Origin of the sequence: Halocola ammonii, assembly GCF_049334165.1 — a bacterium.
Taxonomy (GTDB): Bacteria; Bacteroidota; Bacteroidia; order Flavobacteriales_D; family Sanyastnellaceae; genus JBEGHD01.
Genome location: NZ_JBEGHD010000013.1, coordinates 86,451 through 104,684, shown reverse-complemented (window position 1 = coordinate 104,684; position 18,234 = coordinate 86,451). Strand labels below are relative to the sequence as shown.

Below are 18,234 nucleotides of genomic sequence, written 5' to 3'. Positions count from 1 at the left end.
GCTATTCAACTGTAATCTCATAATCGATATCTCCGGTTAGCACTATATCCATATAATATTGCTCACGCAACTTCACCAGATCGGGATAGTTGGCGGTGTCGAAAGTCACGTTGATCACAATGCGGTTTTCACTGTGAAGCCTGGAAACCAATTCTGCCGGGACCTCGATGGTAGATATCGATTCCTGAGCGAGGTAGTCCAGACCAACGGGCATGGTGGCAGCGGCAATTTCTCCAGAGCCGATAAGCTCTGTTTCGCCATTCCCTTCTTCAAGTAATGAAAGATCGAAGTTTGCCGAAAATGGAAAAGTGTTTTCCACCTTCAGAAAAAGACTTCCCTGTGCCCATTCTTCGATAGGCTCGTTGTTGAGCTCAAGCGTATCGCGCATTCCGAGGTTTTCGGCAGCCAGACAAAGAGGCACATCCAAAATCAAAGACGTTTCCAGAGACTGATCAGTGTAGAGAAAGTCGTTACCCAAAGAAATGTCTCCCAGTGGATTCAAGTTCAGATCAATATCATAGGCCACTTTATCTGGCATTATTTCGGTGAAGTCTACAATATTGGAATTGTCGCCATTCACTTCAATTTCCAGTTCTGTTGGCGACACATTTCCGTTATTGTCAGTAGCCCGGGTAATATTCTTTTGATCTCCGATAAATGCGTGTGATAAAACCACATCATTTTCCGGAGTGGTGCGGATGCTCTTCAACTCGTTGAAGGTTACCTGAGCGTCCATTCCCACATAATTGGTGATAGAGAGATCAAAATTCACCTCATCCAGTTGAAGAATTCCTGGTGAGATATTCTTAAAAAAGTCAAGGTAGATGGTGTCTACAAGTTCGTTTTCGTACTGCCCGAAGTAGCCCGAGGCGTATTCAATTACAACGTCCTCGAAGCTGATATTTACCGATACACTGTCATCGCCATAAATTGCCGTTTCTCCTTCATTGTCTCCAACTGTGGCCAAAAAGTTTGCAGCGAGCGTGTTGTTGTCATTACCGTCAATTCCAGTAAGAGAAAGTTCATAACCAGAAATATCCCGAAAGTCTTCGTATACCGCAGGGTTATCTGGAGTACCTTCATCGGCTTCGATGCTGTAGCCCAGCGGACCTTGCGGACCATCGGCACCAACAAGATTGTAAGACATCTGAAGTTTTGAATCGACATAGTTTCGCAGCTCAATTCGCACTCCTCCGCTTTTTACCCTCACGGTTTTGAGCTCTGCACCACCCAAGTCGTAGGAAGTTTGTTGTGGTTCATCAACCAGTACAAAGCCCGCGGGAAAATCAAAAGGTCCACCGTCAATGTCGAGTGAGTAGCTTTGGCTAACTAGCGTGTCAGGCAGTTTCACCAACGTGTCAAGATCGAAATTTGTGAGCTTATTTTCGTAGATCAGATGAGCTAGACCTCCCTCATCAAAAGACAACAAGGTATCGCCAACAAGGTCGCCCAAAGAAAGTCTGCCCTTGGCAAGAGGTGCTTTCCATTTCGTTTTCCAGCGTGTCTCTTCCTTTCGGCAGGCAAACAGAGTCAAGGTGATAAAGAAGAATATTAAAATTCGAGCTGTTCTCATATCCACGGTTACGGCAAAAATAAAATTATTGCGCACAGGCTGCTCTATGCAATTTAGAATCAAAGAAAGAAAATATGTAATCTTGTGAGGTATCAATTGATGAGCAGCTATTGCAGAGCTATCTCTAATGAAAAGAAGAAGACTGAATGGAACGAGAAAAGATCACCCAAAACTTTAGGCGACATACAGCAGTGACCGAAAGCGATATGGACCTGTTTTTCTCCCTGGCAGAAATGAAATCACTGCAAAAAAACGAAATGCTGATCGAGCAAGATCAACCTGGAGCTGCACTCACGCTGGTTATTTCTGGTTGCCTGATGACCTACTACTCCGACAAAAACTGCGACCCTCACGTTATGCAATTTGGCAGAGAAATGTGGTGGACTGGCGACTTGCAGGCATTTGTTGAAAATTCTCCTTCGCTCTACTCCATCAAAGCGATTACTGAGTCTAAGGTGGCTATGCTACCGAAAAATAACTTCGACCAGCTTTGCAGAGAGGCTCCAACATTCGATCACTATTTCAGGATTCTTTTTCAGAAATCGCTGGTGAGCCACCAAAAACGAATCATTCGAAACATCTCGAACACAGCTGAAGAAAAATACGACCAGTTTTTGAAGTCACATCCGGGAATGGAGTTGGTCGTCCCTCAAAAATATATCGCCTCTTACCTTGGAATTACTCCAGAATTTTTGAGTAAGATCAGAAAGAAACGGGTAGGTAAGTAAGCAAAAAGCTCTTTATTAATTTGAATTTCAAATCTTTGCGTACTAACTTCAGCAATAAATCAAAATTTTATGAAGCTACGCACAATCATCATCATCGGAATTTTAGCAGCCGGTCTCCTTTTCGTACTGACCAGCCCCAACATCAACAAAAAGCTCTATTCACACGTCAGCCAGAAAGACCACTGTGAAATCGATTGTGCTTTCGGTAACGCTGAGGCCAACTGTCCCGGAAATCAGGCGCACTGCGAATGCCTCTTTTTTGCAGTTAAATCATACTGCGATGACCTGGAGGTAACCGATACACTTTCCTTCGATACTTCGCAAATCAAAATTCTTGTTGAGCTGGCAGAGTTTTCAAGAAATGAGCTAGGAGAAACCGAGCTTTCCACAATGTTTGAGCTTTTGTCTCAAAAAGACGCAAGTATACAGACGAAAAAACGAGCCCTCGACCAATGCCGCGAGCTCGTTTCGTTACTTTCAAATTCTGAGAAAAATGCTCTCAATAATTTTGTTCTAAAGGAATCTGGCAAGAAGTTGTTTTAGATACTAACCTTCCCAAACGCCCATTTTACCGGCCTGGTAGTCTTCCATGGCCTGGCGAATTTCCTGATGCGAATTCATCACAAACGGGCCCTGTGCTACAATCGGTTCTTCGAAGGGCTTTCCGTGACCAAAAATCAGAATCGCATCTTGCGAAGCTTCTACCTCGAGCGCAGGATCGTCATTGTCGAACTCCACAAGTTTGTGCAAAGAAGCTTCTTTCCCATTCACTTTCACCGAGCCTCGAGCTACGTAAAACAGGATGTTGTTTTCTACCGGAACATCCAGAGAGAACTTCCCTCCTGCTTTCATTTCAATGCTGGTCAGCATCAATTTGGTGAGCGAATCGATCGGCCCTTTTGTTCCTTTCCAATCTCCTGAAATCAAATTCACGCGAACCTTCCCATTGTCTTCTTCGAGATGTACAACTTCCTCTTCGGTAAGCCCCTTGTAGTCGGGGTCAGTCATCTTGTACTTCGAAGGCAGATTCATCCAAAGCTGGAGAATTTCAACTTCACCACCTTTCGATTTAAATTCTTCGGACGAGATTTCGGAGTGAATTAGACCGCTTCCGGCTGTCATCCACTGAACGCCACCTGCTTCGATTTTGCTTTTGTGGCCTCCCGAATCTTGATGGACGATGTCGCCCTTGAGGATGTAGGTCAGCGTTTCAAAACCTCTGTGCGGATGGGGTCCAAAGGGCAATCCGCGATTTCCGGGGCCGTAAGTTTGCGGCCCGTGATGATTGAGAAACAAAAACGGATCAAGGTGATTGATGCTTCTCGTTGGCATCGGGCGATAAGTCTCCAAGTCATCAATCGGAGCGTAAAGTGAATCGTGAATATCTTTTACTGATCTCATTTCGTTTTGCTTTTTTAGTCAAAAAAATACCGCAGCTAAAGCGATACAATCACTTAACTGCGGTAATTGAAAAGTTGTTCTTATCCTTTAACTACCTGGATGCTCATCATGAGTTTTACGTTGTCGCCAACTACTACTCCACCCGCTTCGGTTACCTGGCTCCAGGTCAATCCAAATTCTTTTCTGTTGATAGATCCGGTAAGTTCAAAACCAGCTTTGGTTTGTCCGTAAGGATCCTCCATTACACCACCGTGCTCCACATCCAGGGTCACTTCTTTAGTGACGTCTTTAATTGTCAGCGGTCCGGTCAATTTGTACCCATCACCAGTTTTTGAAAGTTTTCCTTCGAACTTAAGCTGAGGATATGTCTCAGCATCGAAAAAATCGCCAGACTTGAGGTGACCATCGCGGTCGGCCTGGTTGGTGTGTACGCTGTCTGCATCGATAGTTAGGTAGGCAGATGCTCCATCAAAATCTTCATTTTCTGTAGTGAGGCTTCCTTCAAACTTGTTGAAAGATCCTGTTACAGTTGAGATTACGAGGTGTTTTACTTTAAACTGAACTTCGCTGTGAGTTGGGTCGATTGCCCATTTTGTTTTTACACTTGCTTCTTGAGTATCCATGGTTTTTAATTTTTTTGTTTGACCAAAATTACACCCGGAATACTCCAAAAGCACTTGAACTAGATTAAGAAAACTCTTAGCTAAAGATTTCGACTCACCCAACCCAAACGGAAGCTCGAAAGGGCAAAAATCAAAATCAGCGGGATAAATGCAACGTGATAAGACTGTGGAATGACAGACCAAAGCACTAGCACCAGCAGCAATAAAATGGTCTGGAATTGAAAATATTTTCTGACAACTCCCTTGTTCGATTTCCGAGTGAGGAAAACGAAAATCAGATTCAATGGAATTGCCCAAAGCAGATTGAAATTGTCTGCAGTGGTAGTGTGGTCAGTGGCAAACCAAAGCAAGAAAACCATCAGACCGATCAGCCCGCTGACTACCATCCATAGACGGTCGAGCCAGAGCAGGCGCTTTTTTCTCACAAAGCTGAAAAGTGAAAGTAAAACTGAGACCCCGAACAAAACCCACAGTACAAAACTCGGTGTCATCAACGAGTCTGACGGAGGCTGAGGTTCTGCCGGGAGAATCTCTTTGTCGGAACTCACAAGCGGTTTTCCATCAACTGTAGCGTGCTTGAACTCGAGGTAAAGTCCATCCGGCAAAAACATTCCATCGCCAGGTTGCAGCTCATCGTCACATGGCAATCCGAGAGCGATGTCAATACCAAAATCGCTCCACGGCATGTCGTTCAGGTAGAGCTGAATCATTTCCCTGAATGTTCTTGACGTGTCTACCGGGTGCTGGTAAGCGAGCTTGTCGCCAAGTGTTTCCTTCAGCTTGTCGCGAATTTTTGTAGCGCAGTTGTCGAAGAAAAAATGATACTTGTAGTTTCTGTTCCCAGGCAGGTGGTTTGTTTCCAGCACATCGTAAAAAGCCTGTTTTTCTTCCAGTGTAAGATCCAGAATTTGCTCACGAATAGCTCTTTTCTCTTCGATGTAGGTGTACTGAAACCATGCAAAGGGCTGGCGCGAAAGCGTGTAATCGAGTTTTCCCCGGGAAAATTTCAGGTAAAAATTTTCTGTGTTAAAATCGAAAGTTCCGTAGTTGTAAACCGAGTCGATTTTGTTGATCGGGTCTTTCACGCGAATTGCACTGTGACCAAAAACCGAATAGAGATCAGAACCCGGAGAACAGGTTAGCAAACTGATCTGGACCTCCGGAGAAAGATCGGTAAAAGCTTTGCCTGAGTTGGCACCAAAAAGGAAAACGAGAATAAAACTGAGGCTGAGAAAGAAAGACTTCATCTAATCGATTTCTATTTTTCCGGTAAAAACGCGCTTTGCAGGTCCGGTGAGCCAAATATCTGAAAATCTGTTTTCACCAGCCGACCTAAAACTAACCTCCAGTTTGCCACCTTTGGTTTCAATATTCACGTGATTTGCTTCCGGATGAAGCAGACCATAACTCAAAGCAACAGCCGTCACTCCAGTTCCGCAAGAATAGGTCTCGTCCTCCACTCCTCTTTCGTAGGTTCTCACAAAGACCCCCTCCGAAGTTTCCTTCACTAAATTCACGTTGGTGCCTTCTTCTGCAAATCGCTCACCGTAGCGGATTATTCTCGCCTCTTTCACCAGATCGATCGAGTTTATGTCATCGCGATAAACTATATAATGCGGAGAACCGGTGTCGATAAAATGGTGGTCAATTCCCACTTCCACTTCTTCTACGTCCCGCATTTTTACGCTCACCCTTTCTCCAACCAGTTTCGCTTCGTGCATGCCATCTACCGCGCGAAAAGTGCAAGCTTCAGAAATCATCCCAAGCCGGTTGGCAAAGCTCACAGCACAGCGACTCCCGTTTCCACAAAAACTCTTGCTGCCATCGGGATTGTAAAAATCCATTTCGAAGTCGGCATCGTCACATTCTCGAATAAAAATGATTCCGTCACTACCAATTCCAAAGCGCCTTTCGCAGAGCTTCTGGATTGTTCGGAGATCGATTGAGGTGAAATTATTTCTGCGGTCATCGACCAGAATAAAGTCGTTTCCCGTTCCGTGATACTTGTAAAAATTTAGCTCCATGGAAGTGCAAATTTGAGCCAAATGTAGGGCAAAAGAAAAAGGCCCTGACGCTTCAGAGCCTTTTTCCCTTAACCAAATAATTACTTAACTACCTTGATCGCTATGTGCGATTCTTGCTTTATTACTATGAGAAAATATTCTACTCTTCAAATCTAGTACAACACCTTCTCACAGCCTGTAAGAACAAAAACATTTTGCCAGTAGGAGTATTCTTACAGATGTATGCAAATCACCTACTTCCGTTCGGCTCAATTCCTATAACACTGTGGGATTTTACCAGCCCGGCTCGGAGTTGTAAATTTGTAAATTCGTCAACTATTAAGTTTTAGTCAAAATGGCAACAGCACAGGAGGAAATAAAGAAAACAAAATCAACTATCGACAAAGAGACTCTGCAGAGAGCCTACGAGTTGATGACCACCGCCAAAAGCATGACCGACCTCTACGAGGCCAATTCGAAAATCACTTCGAAGTACGTCCATGCCACTTCTCGTGGTCACGAGGCTGTGCAGCTTGCTTTGGGTATGCAGCTAAAGGCGTGCGATTTCGTTGCGCCCTATTATCGCGATGACAGCATTTTGCTGGGTATTGGAATGACTCCTTACGAATTGATGTTGCAACTTTTGGCTAAAAGAGACGATCCGTTTTCCGGTGGAAGAACTTATTACAGCCACCCCAGCCTTCGAAGAGATGACATGCCGAAAATTCCGCATCAGTCGTCAGCTACTGGAATGCAGGCCATCCCTACTACCGGTGTTGCCATGGGCGTTCAGTTTAGAGAACAGCAAGGTATTCCTGAAAATGAATCTGAAAAACCTGTTATTGTCTGCTCTATTGGCGATGCAGCCATGACCGAAGGTGAAGTTTCTGAAGCTCTTCACATGGCAGCGCTCAAGCAATTGCCGATCATCTACTTTGTACAGGACAACGAATGGGATATTTCTGCAAATGCCGAAGAAATTCGATTTGGCGATGCTACCGATTTCGTGAAAGGTTTCCCGGGAATCGAATCCAGAACTGTAGAAGGAAACGACTTTGAAGCTTGCTACAACTTGCTTAACGAAGTGATGGACACAGTGCGCAAAGAGCGCAGACCGTTTTTGGTTCACGCAAAAGTGCCACTGCTTGGACACCACACTTCAGGTGTTCGAAAGGAATGGTACAGAGACGATCTCGAAGAAGCAGCCAAACGCGACCCACTGCCCAAGTTTAGAGATGCACTTTTGAGCCTCGGCTTTGAAGAGTCGCAACTAAAAGAAATTGAAGAGCAATCGGAAAAGCACGTAGCCGAAGATTACGAAAAAGCTACCGCTGCGGAAGATCCAAGGCCAGAGGATCTAACAACTTTCGATTTCGCTCCCACTTCGATCACCGAAGAAAAAGGCGAAAGAGCGCCAAAAGACAAGGACCCAACCCTAATGGTCGATTGTGCGCTTTTTGCCGTTCAGGAGATATTGAAAAACAACCCCGAAAGCTTGCTCTACGGTCAGGATGTGGGTGGCCGTCTCGGTGGAGTGTTTCGTGAAGCAGCTACTCTGGCTCAAAAATTTGGAGACGAGCGCGTTTTTAATACACCCATTCAGGAAGCTTTCATCATTGGAAGCACCGTGGGAATGTCTGCCGCTGGCTGCAAGCCGATCGTTGAAGTTCAGTTTGCCGATTACATTTGGCCAGGGCTCAATCAGCTTTTCACGGAAGTGAGCCGCAGCTACTACCTCTCTAACGGGAAGTGGCCTGTAAACGCTGTTATCCGTGTGCCAATTGGTGCATACGGAAGCGGAGGCCCTTACCACTCTTCGAGTGTTGAGTCGGTGCTGGCAAACATCCGAGGAATTAAGATCGCCTACCCGAGCAACGGAGCCGACATGAAAGGACTGATGAAGTCTGCTTTCTACGACCCAAACCCAGTGGTGATGCTAGAGCACAAAGGACTCTACTGGTCGAAAATCAAAGGAACTGAAAAGGCCAAAACCATTGAGCCTTCAGAAGATTATGTGATTCCTTTTGGGAAAGCCCGTACAGAACTCAGTGCCAAAAACACGCGCAACAGCATCGCAGTGATCACCTACGGAATGGGCGTTTACTGGGCGCTGGAAGCAGCCAAAGAATTTGATGAAAATATTGAAATCCTCGACTTGAGAACCATCGCACCGCTCGATGAAGAAGCCATTTACACAGCGGTAAAAAAATGTGGCAAATGCCTCGTGGTAACCGAAGAGCCTGAAGGTAACACCTTCGCGCAATCGATTGCCGGTCTGATTGCCGACAACTGTTTTGAATCGCTCGATGCACCTGTGAAGGTGATTGGAGCGGTGAACACTCCTGCCATACCCCTAAATTCTATCCTCGAAACTACTATGATTCCTAACGCCCAAAAAGTGGCGGAAAAAATGAAAACACTGTTAGCGTATTGAAATAAAAACCAAACAACATGCACGCTCTAAAATCTCTCACCCTGCTAATGGCAGTGGTTTTCACTACTGTGGGAATCTGCCAGAAGCCATTTGAAGGACTCATTACTTTCGATGTCAAATACAACGAGCTTTCGCCAGAACTCAAAACCTATGAAAGCTCACTGCCACAACAGGCTTCAGTTTATTTCAAAGGATCCAAAATCCGAATGGAACAAACTACAGCCTTCGGAAAACAAATTGTCATCACTGATCAGGAAAACGAACAGGTTTTTATGCTGATGGACATGCTCGGGCAAAAAATTGCTTTGCAAATTCCACGTGAAGACTATCAGATGAAAGTGGAGAACATGAAAGATCAACGAATCGACTATGTTGAAGAAACCAAAACTTTTGCAGGAATCGAGTGTGAAAAAGCGATTGTGACAGACGCCACTAATGGGAAAAAGCTGACCGTTTTCTACACCACTCTCTTCGAAAACCCAGGAGACAAATTCATCGCGCTTAAAGGATTTCCTCTCTTTTATCAGGAAACCTCAAGCAACAGTGTGAGCATGGAGCTGAAAGCTGTAACTATTGAAGAGCAGCCAGTTGATGACCAATTATTTGATATCCCTGCTGAGTATAAAATTATGACTCGCGAAGAGATGCAACAATCATTCATGGGACTTGGCCAATAAAAAGAAAAATACCTTTAGCTATGTTCTTCTTGTGGCATTCGCTGGATGGCTTGTTTTCTACATCTTGCGCTACAGAGTAGCACCAGAAATAGAAACTTTTGAAGTTACTTTCACCAATATTCAAGGCGACACGCTAAGTCTGGGAGATTTCGAAGGCAAAACCACCTTTGTAAACTTTTACGCCTCGTGGTGTGGACCGTGCATGAATGAAATGCCGGACCTTCAGAGGAGCTGGTCGAAACGAGATCAAGAGCAAACTAATTTTGTTGCTCTCACAGACGACTCATGGCAAAAAATTAATGCTGTTCGTCAAAAATTCGGTTTGACCTTTCCAGTTTACAAACTGACAGGCAGCTTAAACGATCAGGGAATTTATACCATCCCAACATCTTTTCTCTTCTCTGAAAACGGGGAACTACTACAAAAGCAAACTGGCGTGGTGAATCCCGAAGAATGGCTCGAGAAGTAATTGATTTTTCAGGTCGTTTCATAAACCTATCTTTGCGGACTTTGTTGGCAGTACCTAAAGAATCAAATTAAAAGTATGCGTAAGTTTTTCCCTCTCAAGGTTTCTAAAATAAATCGTGAAACAGATGATGCTGTTTCCATACAACTCGACATATCGGGCCTCGAAGATAAATTCAGTTACAAACACGGGCAGTACATCACTTTTAAAGTGCCTGTGAATGGTGAGGATCTACACCGCTCTTATTCGCTTTGTAGCGCTCCTCATGAAAGTGAACTGCGAGTGGCTGTGAAGCGAGTTGATCAAGGGAAAGGCTCTACTTTTCTCACTGAGGAGCTTAAAGAAGGTGACACACTCGAGGCAATGTCTCCGGAAGGAAACTTTACAATTGCCCTCGATGAGAAAAACAAAAAGCACTACGTGTTTTTTGCTGCCGGCAGTGGAATAACCCCAATTTTTTCAATTATCAAAGCCGTGCTGCGCAATGAGCCGGAAAGCAAGCTGACGCTTTTTTACGGAAACTCCAGTAAAGAGCAAATCATTTTTAAAGATGAGCTTGACACGCTTGCCCAACAGAACGAAGGAAGACTGACAACTCACCACATCCTCACAGATGGCAGCAGTGACAAGGCTATTTTTAACGGAAGGATTGACTTTGGGAAAACGCTCGAGCTTCTGATCAACTTCTGCAGTGACGATCTCGAAAAGGAATACTTCATCTGCGGTCCCGCAGGGATGATGAAGAGCGTGCAAAATGCACTGGCCGACAACGGAATTGAAAAAGGCAAAATTCATCTTGAATATTTTGAAGCTCCGGGAGAAGAAAATCCTGAAGTCGTCAAAGAAGAAGACAAGGACGAAGTGAAAAGTGGTTTTATTGGCGATGCCGAAATCACAGCAGTACTCGATGACGAGGAGTGGAACTTCTCTTTACATACAGACGGAAGAACAATATTAACTGAAGCACTCGATCAGGGAGCTGATGCACCTTACTCTTGCCGCGGTGGCGTGTGCACTACCTGCATGGCCAAGCTCGTAGAAGGAACAGTAAAGATGGATTCCAATTTTGCGCTTACCGATCAGGAAATAGAAGATGGCTACATTCTGGCTTGCCAGTCACACCCAACTAGCGAGAAAGTCAAAATTTCCTGGGACGACATTTAGGGAACTCCGATGTACTTGTGGGTCTGTAGTGAAATTCTCCATTCGGGATGCTCTCTGAGGTAATTTAGAATCATCGGTACAGCGTGATCGGCACGGTCCCACTCTGGCTGCAAAAAAAGACCACAAGAATCGTTGACTTTCTCTCGATGCTCCTCGGCCCACTGAAAATCATGCTTGTTGTAGACCACCACCTTCAGCTCGTGGGTTTGACTGTAAACTTCCTCGAGCGGTGCTTTAAATTTCTTAGGACTCAGACAAACCCAATCCCATTCTCCGGTGAGCTTATGTGCTCCCGAAGTTTCAATGTGGGTTCTCAAGCCTTCAGCCCGAAGCTTTTTGGTCAGCTCATCGAGATTGTGCATCGCAGGTTCACCTCCAGTAATTACCACGATTTCTGTCCCCGACTCCTTCGCCTCTTTCACTAATTGATCTACTTCGATTTTCGGATGAACATCAGCATCCCAGCTTTCCTTTACATCGCACCAAAAACAACCGACATCGCAGCCGCCAAGACGGATAAAGTAAGCTGCCGCACCCGTGTAAGCCCCCTCTCCCTGAACGGTGTAGAAGGATTCCATAACGGGCAGCATACCTGTTTTTGTGGCTTTATTTTCTGCAGGAGAATTCATTGCGGCCGCAAAGGTAAGGATAAATGAAAGGTGGCGTAGGGATATAAAAAATCCACATCGGTGGTTTTGAAAAAACTCTTTAGGACATGGTTGGAAATTCCACCGTTGATCAGTAATCCTCTGTTCTAAAACTTTAGAAACCGCTTCCGGTTGAGGCCCGCCTTAACAACAGCGAGTGAGTTTCCAATTTCAATAATGTTAGTTTTTCAAATATATGTCTCCGATGTGGATTTTAATCAGTGAATGAATGACATCTTAAAAGTAAATCACGTCTTTCAATTTTCAAAGAGAAGCGAACGATTTAGTTTTCAACAATTTCCGTCTTTCTCAACCTCGTGAAGACTCTCCTACGAAGTTGTCTTTCTTGCTTTTAAAGAGAACATTAAACGTTGTCAGGCTGCCGTAAATTCGGGTAATGTACTGCTGAAGCTCCACTTTTTCCTGGTCGCTCATTTTCTTGTGACTGTTGATTCGCTGCTCCATCACTCGCAAGCGGTCTCTCACCATCACAATTTTATGGAAGAAGGTATCGATGGGAATTTCCTTTGATTGTAAATCTTCATCACCGGGATGGATCACGATCTTTCCTCCATCCCATTTGTCAGCGAGTTCAATGATCTCCGAAATCTCTTGCTGCTGGTCAAAGACATTCTGAACAGCGTCAATCACATCTTCGAGAGAAATCACTTTATCCTCGAAAGTGGGCTCCTCGAGCAATTCGAATTTGTCGAACAGTTTTGAAAAAACCTTTTCTCCATGTTCGCGGAAATAGATACGATAGTGCTCTTCGGTCCAGCCGAAAATCACACCTTCACCATATTCGGGGTGTTCAATTTTTGCTCCTAATCCTAATTTCATTTTGGTCTTGTTTTGGTGCTTTCAATAGCTCCAAAGATATTCAAGACCGACAAAAAAGGTGTAGGTAAAAACTGAAAAATGAATTAATCGACTACGTGACCGTAGAGATCAAAGAAATCGGCTGAGTCGATCTTTACATGGGCAAAATCTCCCAGTCGAACGAAGCCTTCTGACTTTTTCACAAGCACTTCGTTATCTACATCCGGAGAGTCAAACTCGGTGCGACCAATGAAGTATTCACCTTCTACTCTATCGAAAAGCACCTTGAAAGTCTGGCCGACTTTTTCCTGATTCAAATCGTACGAAATCGATGTTTGTGTTTCCATTATCTCTTCTGAGCGCATGTGCTTCACTTCTTCCGGCACATCATCTTCCGACTTGAATGCATGAGTGTTTTCTTCGTGTGAGTAGTTGAAAATCCCGAGTCGGTCGAAGCGCATTTCCTCAACCCACTCCTTCATTTCCTGAAAATCTTCTTCAGTTTCTCCGGGATAACCTGAAATCAAAGTCGTTCGGATGGCGATGCCAGGAACTTTTTCTCGAATGGCATTTACAAGTGCAGTTGTCTTCTCCTTGGTGATCCCTCTACGCATCGCTTTCAGCATTTTCGTTGATGCGTGTTGCAGTGGCATGTCGAGGTACTTGCAGATGTTGTCGTGCTTGTTCATCACATCTAGCACATCCATCGGGAAGCCCGAAGGATAAGCGTAGTGAAGTCGTATCCACTCAATTCCTTCGATTTGCGCAAGCTGATCGAGCAGATCTGCGAGAGCTCTTTTCTTGTAGAGATCCAGACCGTAGTAGGTCAGATCCTGAGCGATGAGGATCAACTCCTTGGTCCCCTTGGCAGCGAGCGATTCGGCATTTTTCACCAACTGCTCGATTGGAGTGGATTTGTGACCTCCACGCATCAGCGGAATGGCACAAAAAGAACACGGACGATCGCAGCCTTCAGCAATTTTGAAGTATGCGTAGTGAGCCGGAGTAGTTAGCAGACGCTCACCAACAAGCTCGTGCTTGTAGTCGGCTTTTAGAGTCTTGAGGAGCCTAGGTAAATCGCGTGTTCCGAAGTAGGCATCCACATTAGGAATTTCTTTTTCGAGCTCTGGCTGATAGCGCTGAGAGAGACAACCGGTCACGTAAACTTTGTCCACCAGTCCCTGCTCCTTGGCCTCGGAATAGCGCAAGATCGTATCGATACTTTCTTGCTTGGCGTTGTCAATAAATCCGCAGGTGTTGATAATCACGATCTCCGAGTCGTCTTGCTTCGCCTCGTGCTCCACTTCAAAGTTGTTGGCTTTCAGTTGAGCCATCAGCAACTCCGAGTCGAATATATTTTTGGCGCAGCCCAAAGTGACTACATTGACCTTGTTTTGTTTGAGTGTTTTCGTTCTCAAGCTTCCTCCCTGGTTTTATTTGATTTGATTCTGACTAGAGCCCGATCTGCCCGTCAAAAAGAGAATCGACAAATTCGATTTTGTTGAAGACCTGCAAGTCTTCCATTTTCTCTCCAACTCCGATGTATTTCACCGGAATTTTGAACTCATCGGAAATACCAATCACGACACCACCCTTGGCAGTACCGTCAATTTTTGTGAGTGCGAGCGAAGTCACTTCTGTTGCAGCAGTAAACTGGCGTGCTTGTTCAACCGCGTTTTGACCGGTAGAACCATCGAGCACCAGCAAAACATCGTGTGGTGCGCCTGGGACAACTTTATCCATCACGCGCTTAATCTTTGTGAGCTCGTTCATTAGGTTCACCTTGTTGTGAAGTCTTCCGGCTGTGTCGATCAAAACCACATCAGAACCTTTGGCTTTGGCTGCCTGCAATGTGTCGAAAGCAACAGAAGCCGGATCGGCCTGCATGCCTTGTTCTATGATTGGCACATCCACACGCTCCGACCAAATTTTTAACTGATCTACAGCAGCAGCTCTAAAAGTGTCTGATGCTCCGAGCATCACTTTTAATCCCTGTTTTTTAAACTGGTAAGCAAGCTTTCCAATTGTAGTGGTTTTACCCACTCCATTTACTCCCACTACCATCATCACGTAAGGACCATCCACTTTTGGAATGGTGAATTCTGTAGCTTCTCCGGTTGAATTATTTTCAGCCAGGAGTTTTGCAATTTCTTCCTTAAGAATAGCCTGCAGCTCGTCAGTACCCATGTACTTATCACGAGAAACACGCTCTTCAATTCGCTCGATGATCTTAAGTGTAGTGCCGACTCCAACGTCAGAAGTTACAAGCACTTCCTCGAGGTTATCGAGCACTTCGTCATCCACCTTGCTCTTTCCGGCAACAGCCTTGGTGAGCTTAGAAAAAATGCTCGACTTGGTCTTTTCCAGACCACTGTCCAGCGTCTCTTTTTTCTCTTTTGAAAAGAATTTCTTGAATAGACTCATCTTCTAATTAATGTCTGTCTTTAAAGCCGGAGGCTCACGCCATAATGTTCGGTTGCAAAAGTAACTCAATAGCTACAAACACGAAAAGGCTTTTTCCAATCGACAAAGAGGAAAAAGCCTTTCGAAAAATAATTTCTTGAAAATTATCCCTTGGCGAAGAAATCTTTAACAGAATCATTGGTTACGATTTCTTCCTTGAAGATGTAACCACCTGACTTCTCAGACTTCACCATTTTAATCACTTTCGTGTGGTTCTTTCCACCACCTGTCTGGAGGGATGCTACGGATTTCTTAGCCATGGCTCTATATTATTTAATTTCTTTGTGTACTGTGTATTTGTTCAAGATGGGGTTGTATTTTTTCAACTCCATTCGATCTGGTGTGTTCTTGCGGTTTTTGGTTGTCACATAGCGCGAAGTACCTGGTTTTCCAGACTCTTTGTGCTCTGTGCACTCCAAAATCACCTGAACTCGATTTCCTTTCTTAGCCATTGTCTTATTTTTTTGCGGGGCGCAAATTTAAAGTGTTTTCTTCAATTTACCTAACAGCCCGCAAGATAATTCTTTCTTCCGCCATGGCGGCAAACTTCATCAGTTTTTTCCAATTAAGTGTTTTAACGGAAAAGTGTTGATAATAGAAGATCACCGCTACTCGTTAAGGGCTGTGCAAGCGTTATTTTTGAACTTGGATAATTTCCACCCAAAACAAGATTGATTTACGTGGCAGATGGCGAAAGCAAAGAAGAACACACTCAAAAACCAGCCTAAGGACAGCTCCGAAAGCACTTCTAAGAAAAAGGCACCAAGCAAGAAAAAGGAGAAAAAATCTTTTTCGATGCCTTCTTTTAGCTGGATGAAAGACGAACGTGTACGGAAGTTTGTCGGTGTTCTGCTGCTCGTTATTGCCGTTTTCACCGCACTTTCTTTTATCTCTTACCTCATCACCCGAGAGCATGACATCACGCTGCTCGAAAGCGATAGCGACACTTTCACTAATTCGACAGAGTACCGCTATAAAAACATCTTTGGACAGCTCGGAGCCATGACTGCCAGACTTTTCATGGACAACTGGTTTGGTCTGGCGGCATTCTTCATCTCTTTCTACACCTTTTTGATTGGATTTAGAATCGCCTTTAAAAAGTCGCTCTTGCCACTTTTCAAAACATTCAGGCTTTCGCTGCTCGGGTTGTTTTGGTTTTCTCTGGCTTTTGGTTTTGCCACCCTCTCCTTTGAGCAAGGTCCCGATGGATACATGCACCCAACTTGCGACAACTGCCTCGGTGGTGGTGTTGGCTTTCAAATGGCTGTTTGGCTCACCCAAACTGTCGGTAGCATCGGAATCATTTTCGTGCTTGCCCTGGCGCTTGGCGGAGTGCTCATCTTCAACTTCAACCCATCGCTCAATCAGATTTTTGAGTTTGGCAAAAAGGAAAAAGAAGAACCAGAAACTGCAGAACAAAAAGATGATGTTCGCAACAAGCCATTTCAACCGGGGAACGAATCGGAAGAAGACGAAGACATTGACCCAACCGACAGCACTCTGGATTCTCTAATTGGTGAAACCGAAAAGAACCAGGAAGAAGAAGAACAGGAAGAGCAAGAAATGGAGCTCGAACTGGAGGGGTCTGAAGAGGAAGAATCGACCATGGAGGTAGCCGACTCAGTGGGTGAAGAAGAAGAAGGTGATGATGTTGGCCTTGAAATCGAATCTGTGGAGGAAGAGCAACTTAGTGAAGATGAGATTGACGACAAGGTTCAGGAGTTTGGCGAGTTTGACCCAACCCTCGAGTTGTCCCGTTACGAATTACCCAACATCGACCTGCTCAACAAGTACGGATCTGGAAAAGTGGAAGTCGACAAAGATGAACTCGAGCGCAACAAGAACAAAATCATCAAAACGCTTAAGAACTACAACATTGAGATTGCGAGCATCAAGGCGACAATCGGACCCACGGTAACGCTCTATGAAATCGTTCCCGCACCGGGCGTTCGGATTTCAAAAATCAAAAACCTGGAAGATGATATCGCCTTGAGTCTAGCCGCTCTCGGTATCCGCATCATTGCACCAATTCCCGGCCGCGGGACTATCGGTATCGAAGTGCCAAGCAGCAATCCGGACATTGTTTCGATGCGCAGCTTGCTGGCTTCAGACAAGTTTCAAAATACGGATTACGCTCTGCCGATTGCTTTGGGGAAAGGAATTTCGAACGAGACGTTCATTGCTGACCTGGCAAAAATGCCCCACCTCTTGATGGCCGGTGCCACGGGACAGGGTAAATCGGTTGGTCTCAACGCTATCCTCGTTTCTCTGCTTTACAAAAAGCACCCTTCGCAAATCAAGTTTGTGTTGGTCGATCCGAAAAAAGTTGAGCTCACGCTTTTCAATAAAATTGAAAGACACTTTTTGGCCAAGTTGCCCGATGAAGAGGAAGCCATTATCACCGACACGAGCAAGGTGGTGAAAACGCTTAACTCGCTTTGTATCGAAATGGATGAGCGCTACGAGCTACTGAAAAAAGCTCAGGTGAGAAACCTCAAGGAATACAACGCCAAGTTCGTGAAGCGCAAGCTCAATCCTGAAAATGGCCATAAGTACATGCCTTACATCGTGCTGGTTGTCGATGAGTTTGCCGATTTGATCATGACGGCAGGTAAAGAAGTTGAGCAGCCGATTGCGCGACTGGCTCAACTTGCGCGTGCCATTGGAATTCACCTGATCATTGCAACTCAACGTCCATCTGTAAACATCATCACCGGTACGATCAAGGCGAACTTCCCGGCACGAATTGCCTTCCGTGTGACTTCAAAAATTGACAGTCGAACCATTCTTGATGCCGGTGGTGCAGATCAGCTGATCGGTCGCGGTGACATGCTTCTTTCAACAGGAAACGACCTCATCCGACTTCAGTGCGGATTTGTTGACACGCCAGAGGTTGAAGACATTTGCGACTTCATTGGATCTCAGAAAGGATACCCTGAAGCTTTTGAACTTCCGGAATACGTTGAGGAAGGAAGCTCCGAAATAGGTAATATTGCAGATGAAGAACGAGATGAACTGTTCCCCGAAGCTGCTCGAATTATCGTGATGCACCAGCAAGGCTCAGCTTCTCTGCTTCAAAGAAAACTCAAGCTCGGCTACAACCGTGCGGGCCGACTTGTCGACCAACTGGAAAACGCGGGAATCATCGGACCTTTTGAAGGAAGCAAGGCCAGAAAAGTACTGGTCCCCGATGAACTGAGTTTGGAACAGTTGTTGAAAGAAGATGCCAAATAAGA

The 18,234-nt window shown here is 45.0% G+C and carries 18 protein-coding genes; 7 read left to right on the top strand and 11 right to left on the bottom strand.

Features of this window, described 5'->3' with window-relative positions; translation table 11 throughout:
- Position 1 precedes the first annotated feature (1 nt).
- Entirely contained in the window at positions 2–1,609 is a 1,608-nt protein-coding gene (locus tag ABHV44_RS13355; protein WP_459075203.1) for a hypothetical protein, read from the bottom strand.
- Positions 1,610–1,719: 110 nt separating this feature from the next.
- Between ABHV44_RS13355 and ABHV44_RS13350 the strand changes: the two genes are divergently transcribed.
- On the top strand, positions 1,720–2,301 hold the full coding sequence (locus ABHV44_RS13350) for a Crp/Fnr family transcriptional regulator (protein ID WP_459075202.1): 582 nt from the start codon (positions 1,720–1,722) through the stop codon (positions 2,299–2,301).
- 69 nt (positions 2,302–2,370) lie between these two features.
- Positions 2,371–2,844: a hypothetical protein gene (locus tag ABHV44_RS13345; protein WP_459075201.1), complete on the top strand. Its 474-nt coding sequence runs from the start codon at positions 2,371–2,373 to the stop codon at positions 2,842–2,844.
- Between the two features lie 3 nt (positions 2,845–2,847).
- Here ABHV44_RS13345 and ABHV44_RS13340 read toward each other — a convergent pair whose 3' ends face one another.
- From ABHV44_RS13340 to dapF, 4 genes are all read right to left on the bottom strand, one after another.
- The gene (locus ABHV44_RS13340) at positions 2,848–3,702 is read right to left on the bottom strand and encodes a pirin family protein (protein ID WP_459075200.1); all 855 of its coding nucleotides are present in this window, start codon (positions 3,700–3,702) and stop codon (positions 2,848–2,850) included.
- 80 nt (positions 3,703–3,782) lie between these two features.
- Positions 3,783–4,325: a YceI family protein gene (locus ABHV44_RS13335; protein ID WP_459075199.1), complete on the bottom strand. Its 543-nt coding sequence runs from the start codon at positions 4,323–4,325 to the stop codon at positions 3,783–3,785.
- Positions 4,326–4,405: 80 nt separating this feature from the next.
- Positions 4,406–5,572, bottom strand: coding sequence for an Lnb N-terminal periplasmic domain-containing protein (locus ABHV44_RS13330; RefSeq protein ID WP_459075198.1), 1,167 nt, complete (start codon positions 5,570–5,572; stop codon positions 4,406–4,408).
- Positions 5,573–6,349, bottom strand: coding sequence for a diaminopimelate epimerase (dapF, locus tag ABHV44_RS13325; RefSeq protein ID WP_459075197.1), 777 nt, complete (start codon positions 6,347–6,349; stop codon positions 5,573–5,575).
- 334 nt (positions 6,350–6,683) lie between these two features.
- On the opposite strand from dapF, the gene ABHV44_RS13320 reads away from it, so the two are divergent.
- From ABHV44_RS13320 to ABHV44_RS13305, 4 genes are all read left to right on the top strand, one after another.
- Positions 6,684–8,762, top strand: a complete 2,079-nt coding sequence (locus ABHV44_RS13320) for an alpha-ketoacid dehydrogenase subunit alpha/beta (protein WP_459075196.1) — start codon at positions 6,684–6,686, stop codon at positions 8,760–8,762.
- Between the two features lie 17 nt (positions 8,763–8,779).
- Entirely contained in the window at positions 8,780–9,439 is a 660-nt protein-coding gene (locus tag ABHV44_RS13315) for a DUF4412 domain-containing protein (RefSeq protein WP_459075195.1), read from the top strand.
- Positions 9,429–9,908: a TlpA family protein disulfide reductase gene (locus ABHV44_RS13310; protein ID WP_459075194.1), complete on the top strand. Its 480-nt coding sequence runs from the start codon at positions 9,429–9,431 to the stop codon at positions 9,906–9,908. The genes ABHV44_RS13315 and ABHV44_RS13310 overlap by 11 nt, the downstream gene beginning before the upstream one ends.
- 75 nt (positions 9,909–9,983) lie before the next feature.
- On the top strand, positions 9,984–11,069 hold the full coding sequence (locus tag ABHV44_RS13305; protein WP_459075193.1) for a 2Fe-2S iron-sulfur cluster-binding protein: 1,086 nt from the start codon (positions 9,984–9,986) through the stop codon (positions 11,067–11,069).
- Here ABHV44_RS13305 and ABHV44_RS13300 read toward each other — a convergent pair.
- The 6 genes from ABHV44_RS13300 to rpmG form a co-directional block, all read right to left on the bottom strand.
- Entirely contained in the window at positions 11,066–11,647 is a 582-nt protein-coding gene (locus ABHV44_RS13300; RefSeq protein WP_459075192.1) for a 7-carboxy-7-deazaguanine synthase QueE, read from the bottom strand. The genes ABHV44_RS13305 and ABHV44_RS13300 overlap by 4 nt on opposite strands.
- 378 nt (positions 11,648–12,025) lie before the next feature.
- A complete protein-coding gene (locus tag ABHV44_RS13295; RefSeq protein WP_459075191.1) occupies positions 12,026–12,556 on the bottom strand; it encodes a hypothetical protein in 531 nt (176 codons plus the stop codon).
- 83 nt (positions 12,557–12,639) lie between these two features.
- On the bottom strand, positions 12,640–13,953 hold the full coding sequence (gene rimO, locus ABHV44_RS13290; RefSeq protein WP_459075190.1) for a 30S ribosomal protein S12 methylthiotransferase RimO: 1,314 nt from the start codon (positions 13,951–13,953) through the stop codon (positions 12,640–12,642).
- A gap of 34 nt (positions 13,954–13,987) precedes the next feature.
- A complete protein-coding gene (gene ftsY / locus ABHV44_RS13285) occupies positions 13,988–14,959 on the bottom strand; it encodes a signal recognition particle-docking protein FtsY (RefSeq protein WP_459075189.1) in 972 nt (323 codons plus the stop codon).
- A gap of 143 nt (positions 14,960–15,102) precedes the next feature.
- Positions 15,103–15,258, bottom strand: coding sequence for a DUF4295 domain-containing protein (locus ABHV44_RS13280; protein WP_459075188.1), 156 nt, complete (start codon positions 15,256–15,258; stop codon positions 15,103–15,105).
- 9 nt (positions 15,259–15,267) lie between these two features.
- Entirely contained in the window at positions 15,268–15,450 is a 183-nt protein-coding gene (rpmG, locus tag ABHV44_RS13275; RefSeq protein WP_459075187.1) for a 50S ribosomal protein L33, read from the bottom strand.
- 235 nt (positions 15,451–15,685) lie between these two features.
- Here rpmG and ABHV44_RS13270 point away from each other — a divergent pair, with 235 nt between their 5' ends.
- Entirely contained in the window at positions 15,686–18,232 is a 2,547-nt protein-coding gene (locus ABHV44_RS13270; protein ID WP_459075186.1) for an FtsK/SpoIIIE family DNA translocase, read from the top strand.
- The last annotated feature ends 2 nt before the right edge of the window (positions 18,233–18,234 follow it).

Bases quoted from the DNA above. Each gene is read 5' to 3' on its own strand.
- ABHV44_RS13350 (WP_459075202.1), top strand. From the start codon at position 1,720: ATGGAACGAGAAAAGATCACCCAAAACTTTAGGCGACATACAGCAGTG.
- ABHV44_RS13345 (WP_459075201.1), top strand. From the start codon at position 2,371: ATGAAGCTACGCACAATCATCATCATCGGAATTTTAGCAGCCGGTCTC.
- ABHV44_RS13340 (WP_459075200.1), bottom strand. From the start codon at position 3,702: ATGAGATCAGTAAAAGATATTCACGATTCACTTTACGCTCCGATTGAT.
- ABHV44_RS13335 (WP_459075199.1), bottom strand. From the start codon at position 4,325: ATGGATACTCAAGAAGCAAGTGTAAAAACAAAATGGGCAATCGACCCA.
- ABHV44_RS13330 (WP_459075198.1), bottom strand. From the start codon at position 5,572: ATGAAGTCTTTCTTTCTCAGCCTCAGTTTTATTCTCGTTTTCCTTTTT.
- dapF (WP_459075197.1), bottom strand. From the start codon at position 6,349: ATGGAGCTAAATTTTTACAAGTATCACGGAACGGGAAACGACTTTATT.
- ABHV44_RS13320 (WP_459075196.1), top strand. From the start codon at position 6,684: ATGGCAACAGCACAGGAGGAAATAAAGAAAACAAAATCAACTATCGAC.
- ABHV44_RS13315 (WP_459075195.1), top strand. From the start codon at position 8,780: ATGCACGCTCTAAAATCTCTCACCCTGCTAATGGCAGTGGTTTTCACT.
- ABHV44_RS13305 (WP_459075193.1), top strand. From the start codon at position 9,984: ATGCGTAAGTTTTTCCCTCTCAAGGTTTCTAAAATAAATCGTGAAACA.
- ABHV44_RS13300 (WP_459075192.1), bottom strand. From the start codon at position 11,647: ATGGAATCCTTCTACACCGTTCAGGGAGAGGGGGCTTACACGGGTGCG.
- ABHV44_RS13295 (WP_459075191.1), bottom strand. From the start codon at position 12,556: ATGAAATTAGGATTAGGAGCAAAAATTGAACACCCCGAATATGGTGAA.
- ftsY (WP_459075189.1), bottom strand. From the start codon at position 14,959: ATGAGTCTATTCAAGAAATTCTTTTCAAAAGAGAAAAAAGAGACGCTG.
- ABHV44_RS13280 (WP_459075188.1), bottom strand. From the start codon at position 15,258: ATGGCTAAGAAATCCGTAGCATCCCTCCAGACAGGTGGTGGAAAGAAC.
- rpmG (WP_459075187.1), bottom strand. From the start codon at position 15,450: ATGGCTAAGAAAGGAAATCGAGTTCAGGTGATTTTGGAGTGCACAGAG.
- ABHV44_RS13270 (WP_459075186.1), top strand. From the start codon at position 15,686: ATGGCGAAAGCAAAGAAGAACACACTCAAAAACCAGCCTAAGGACAGC.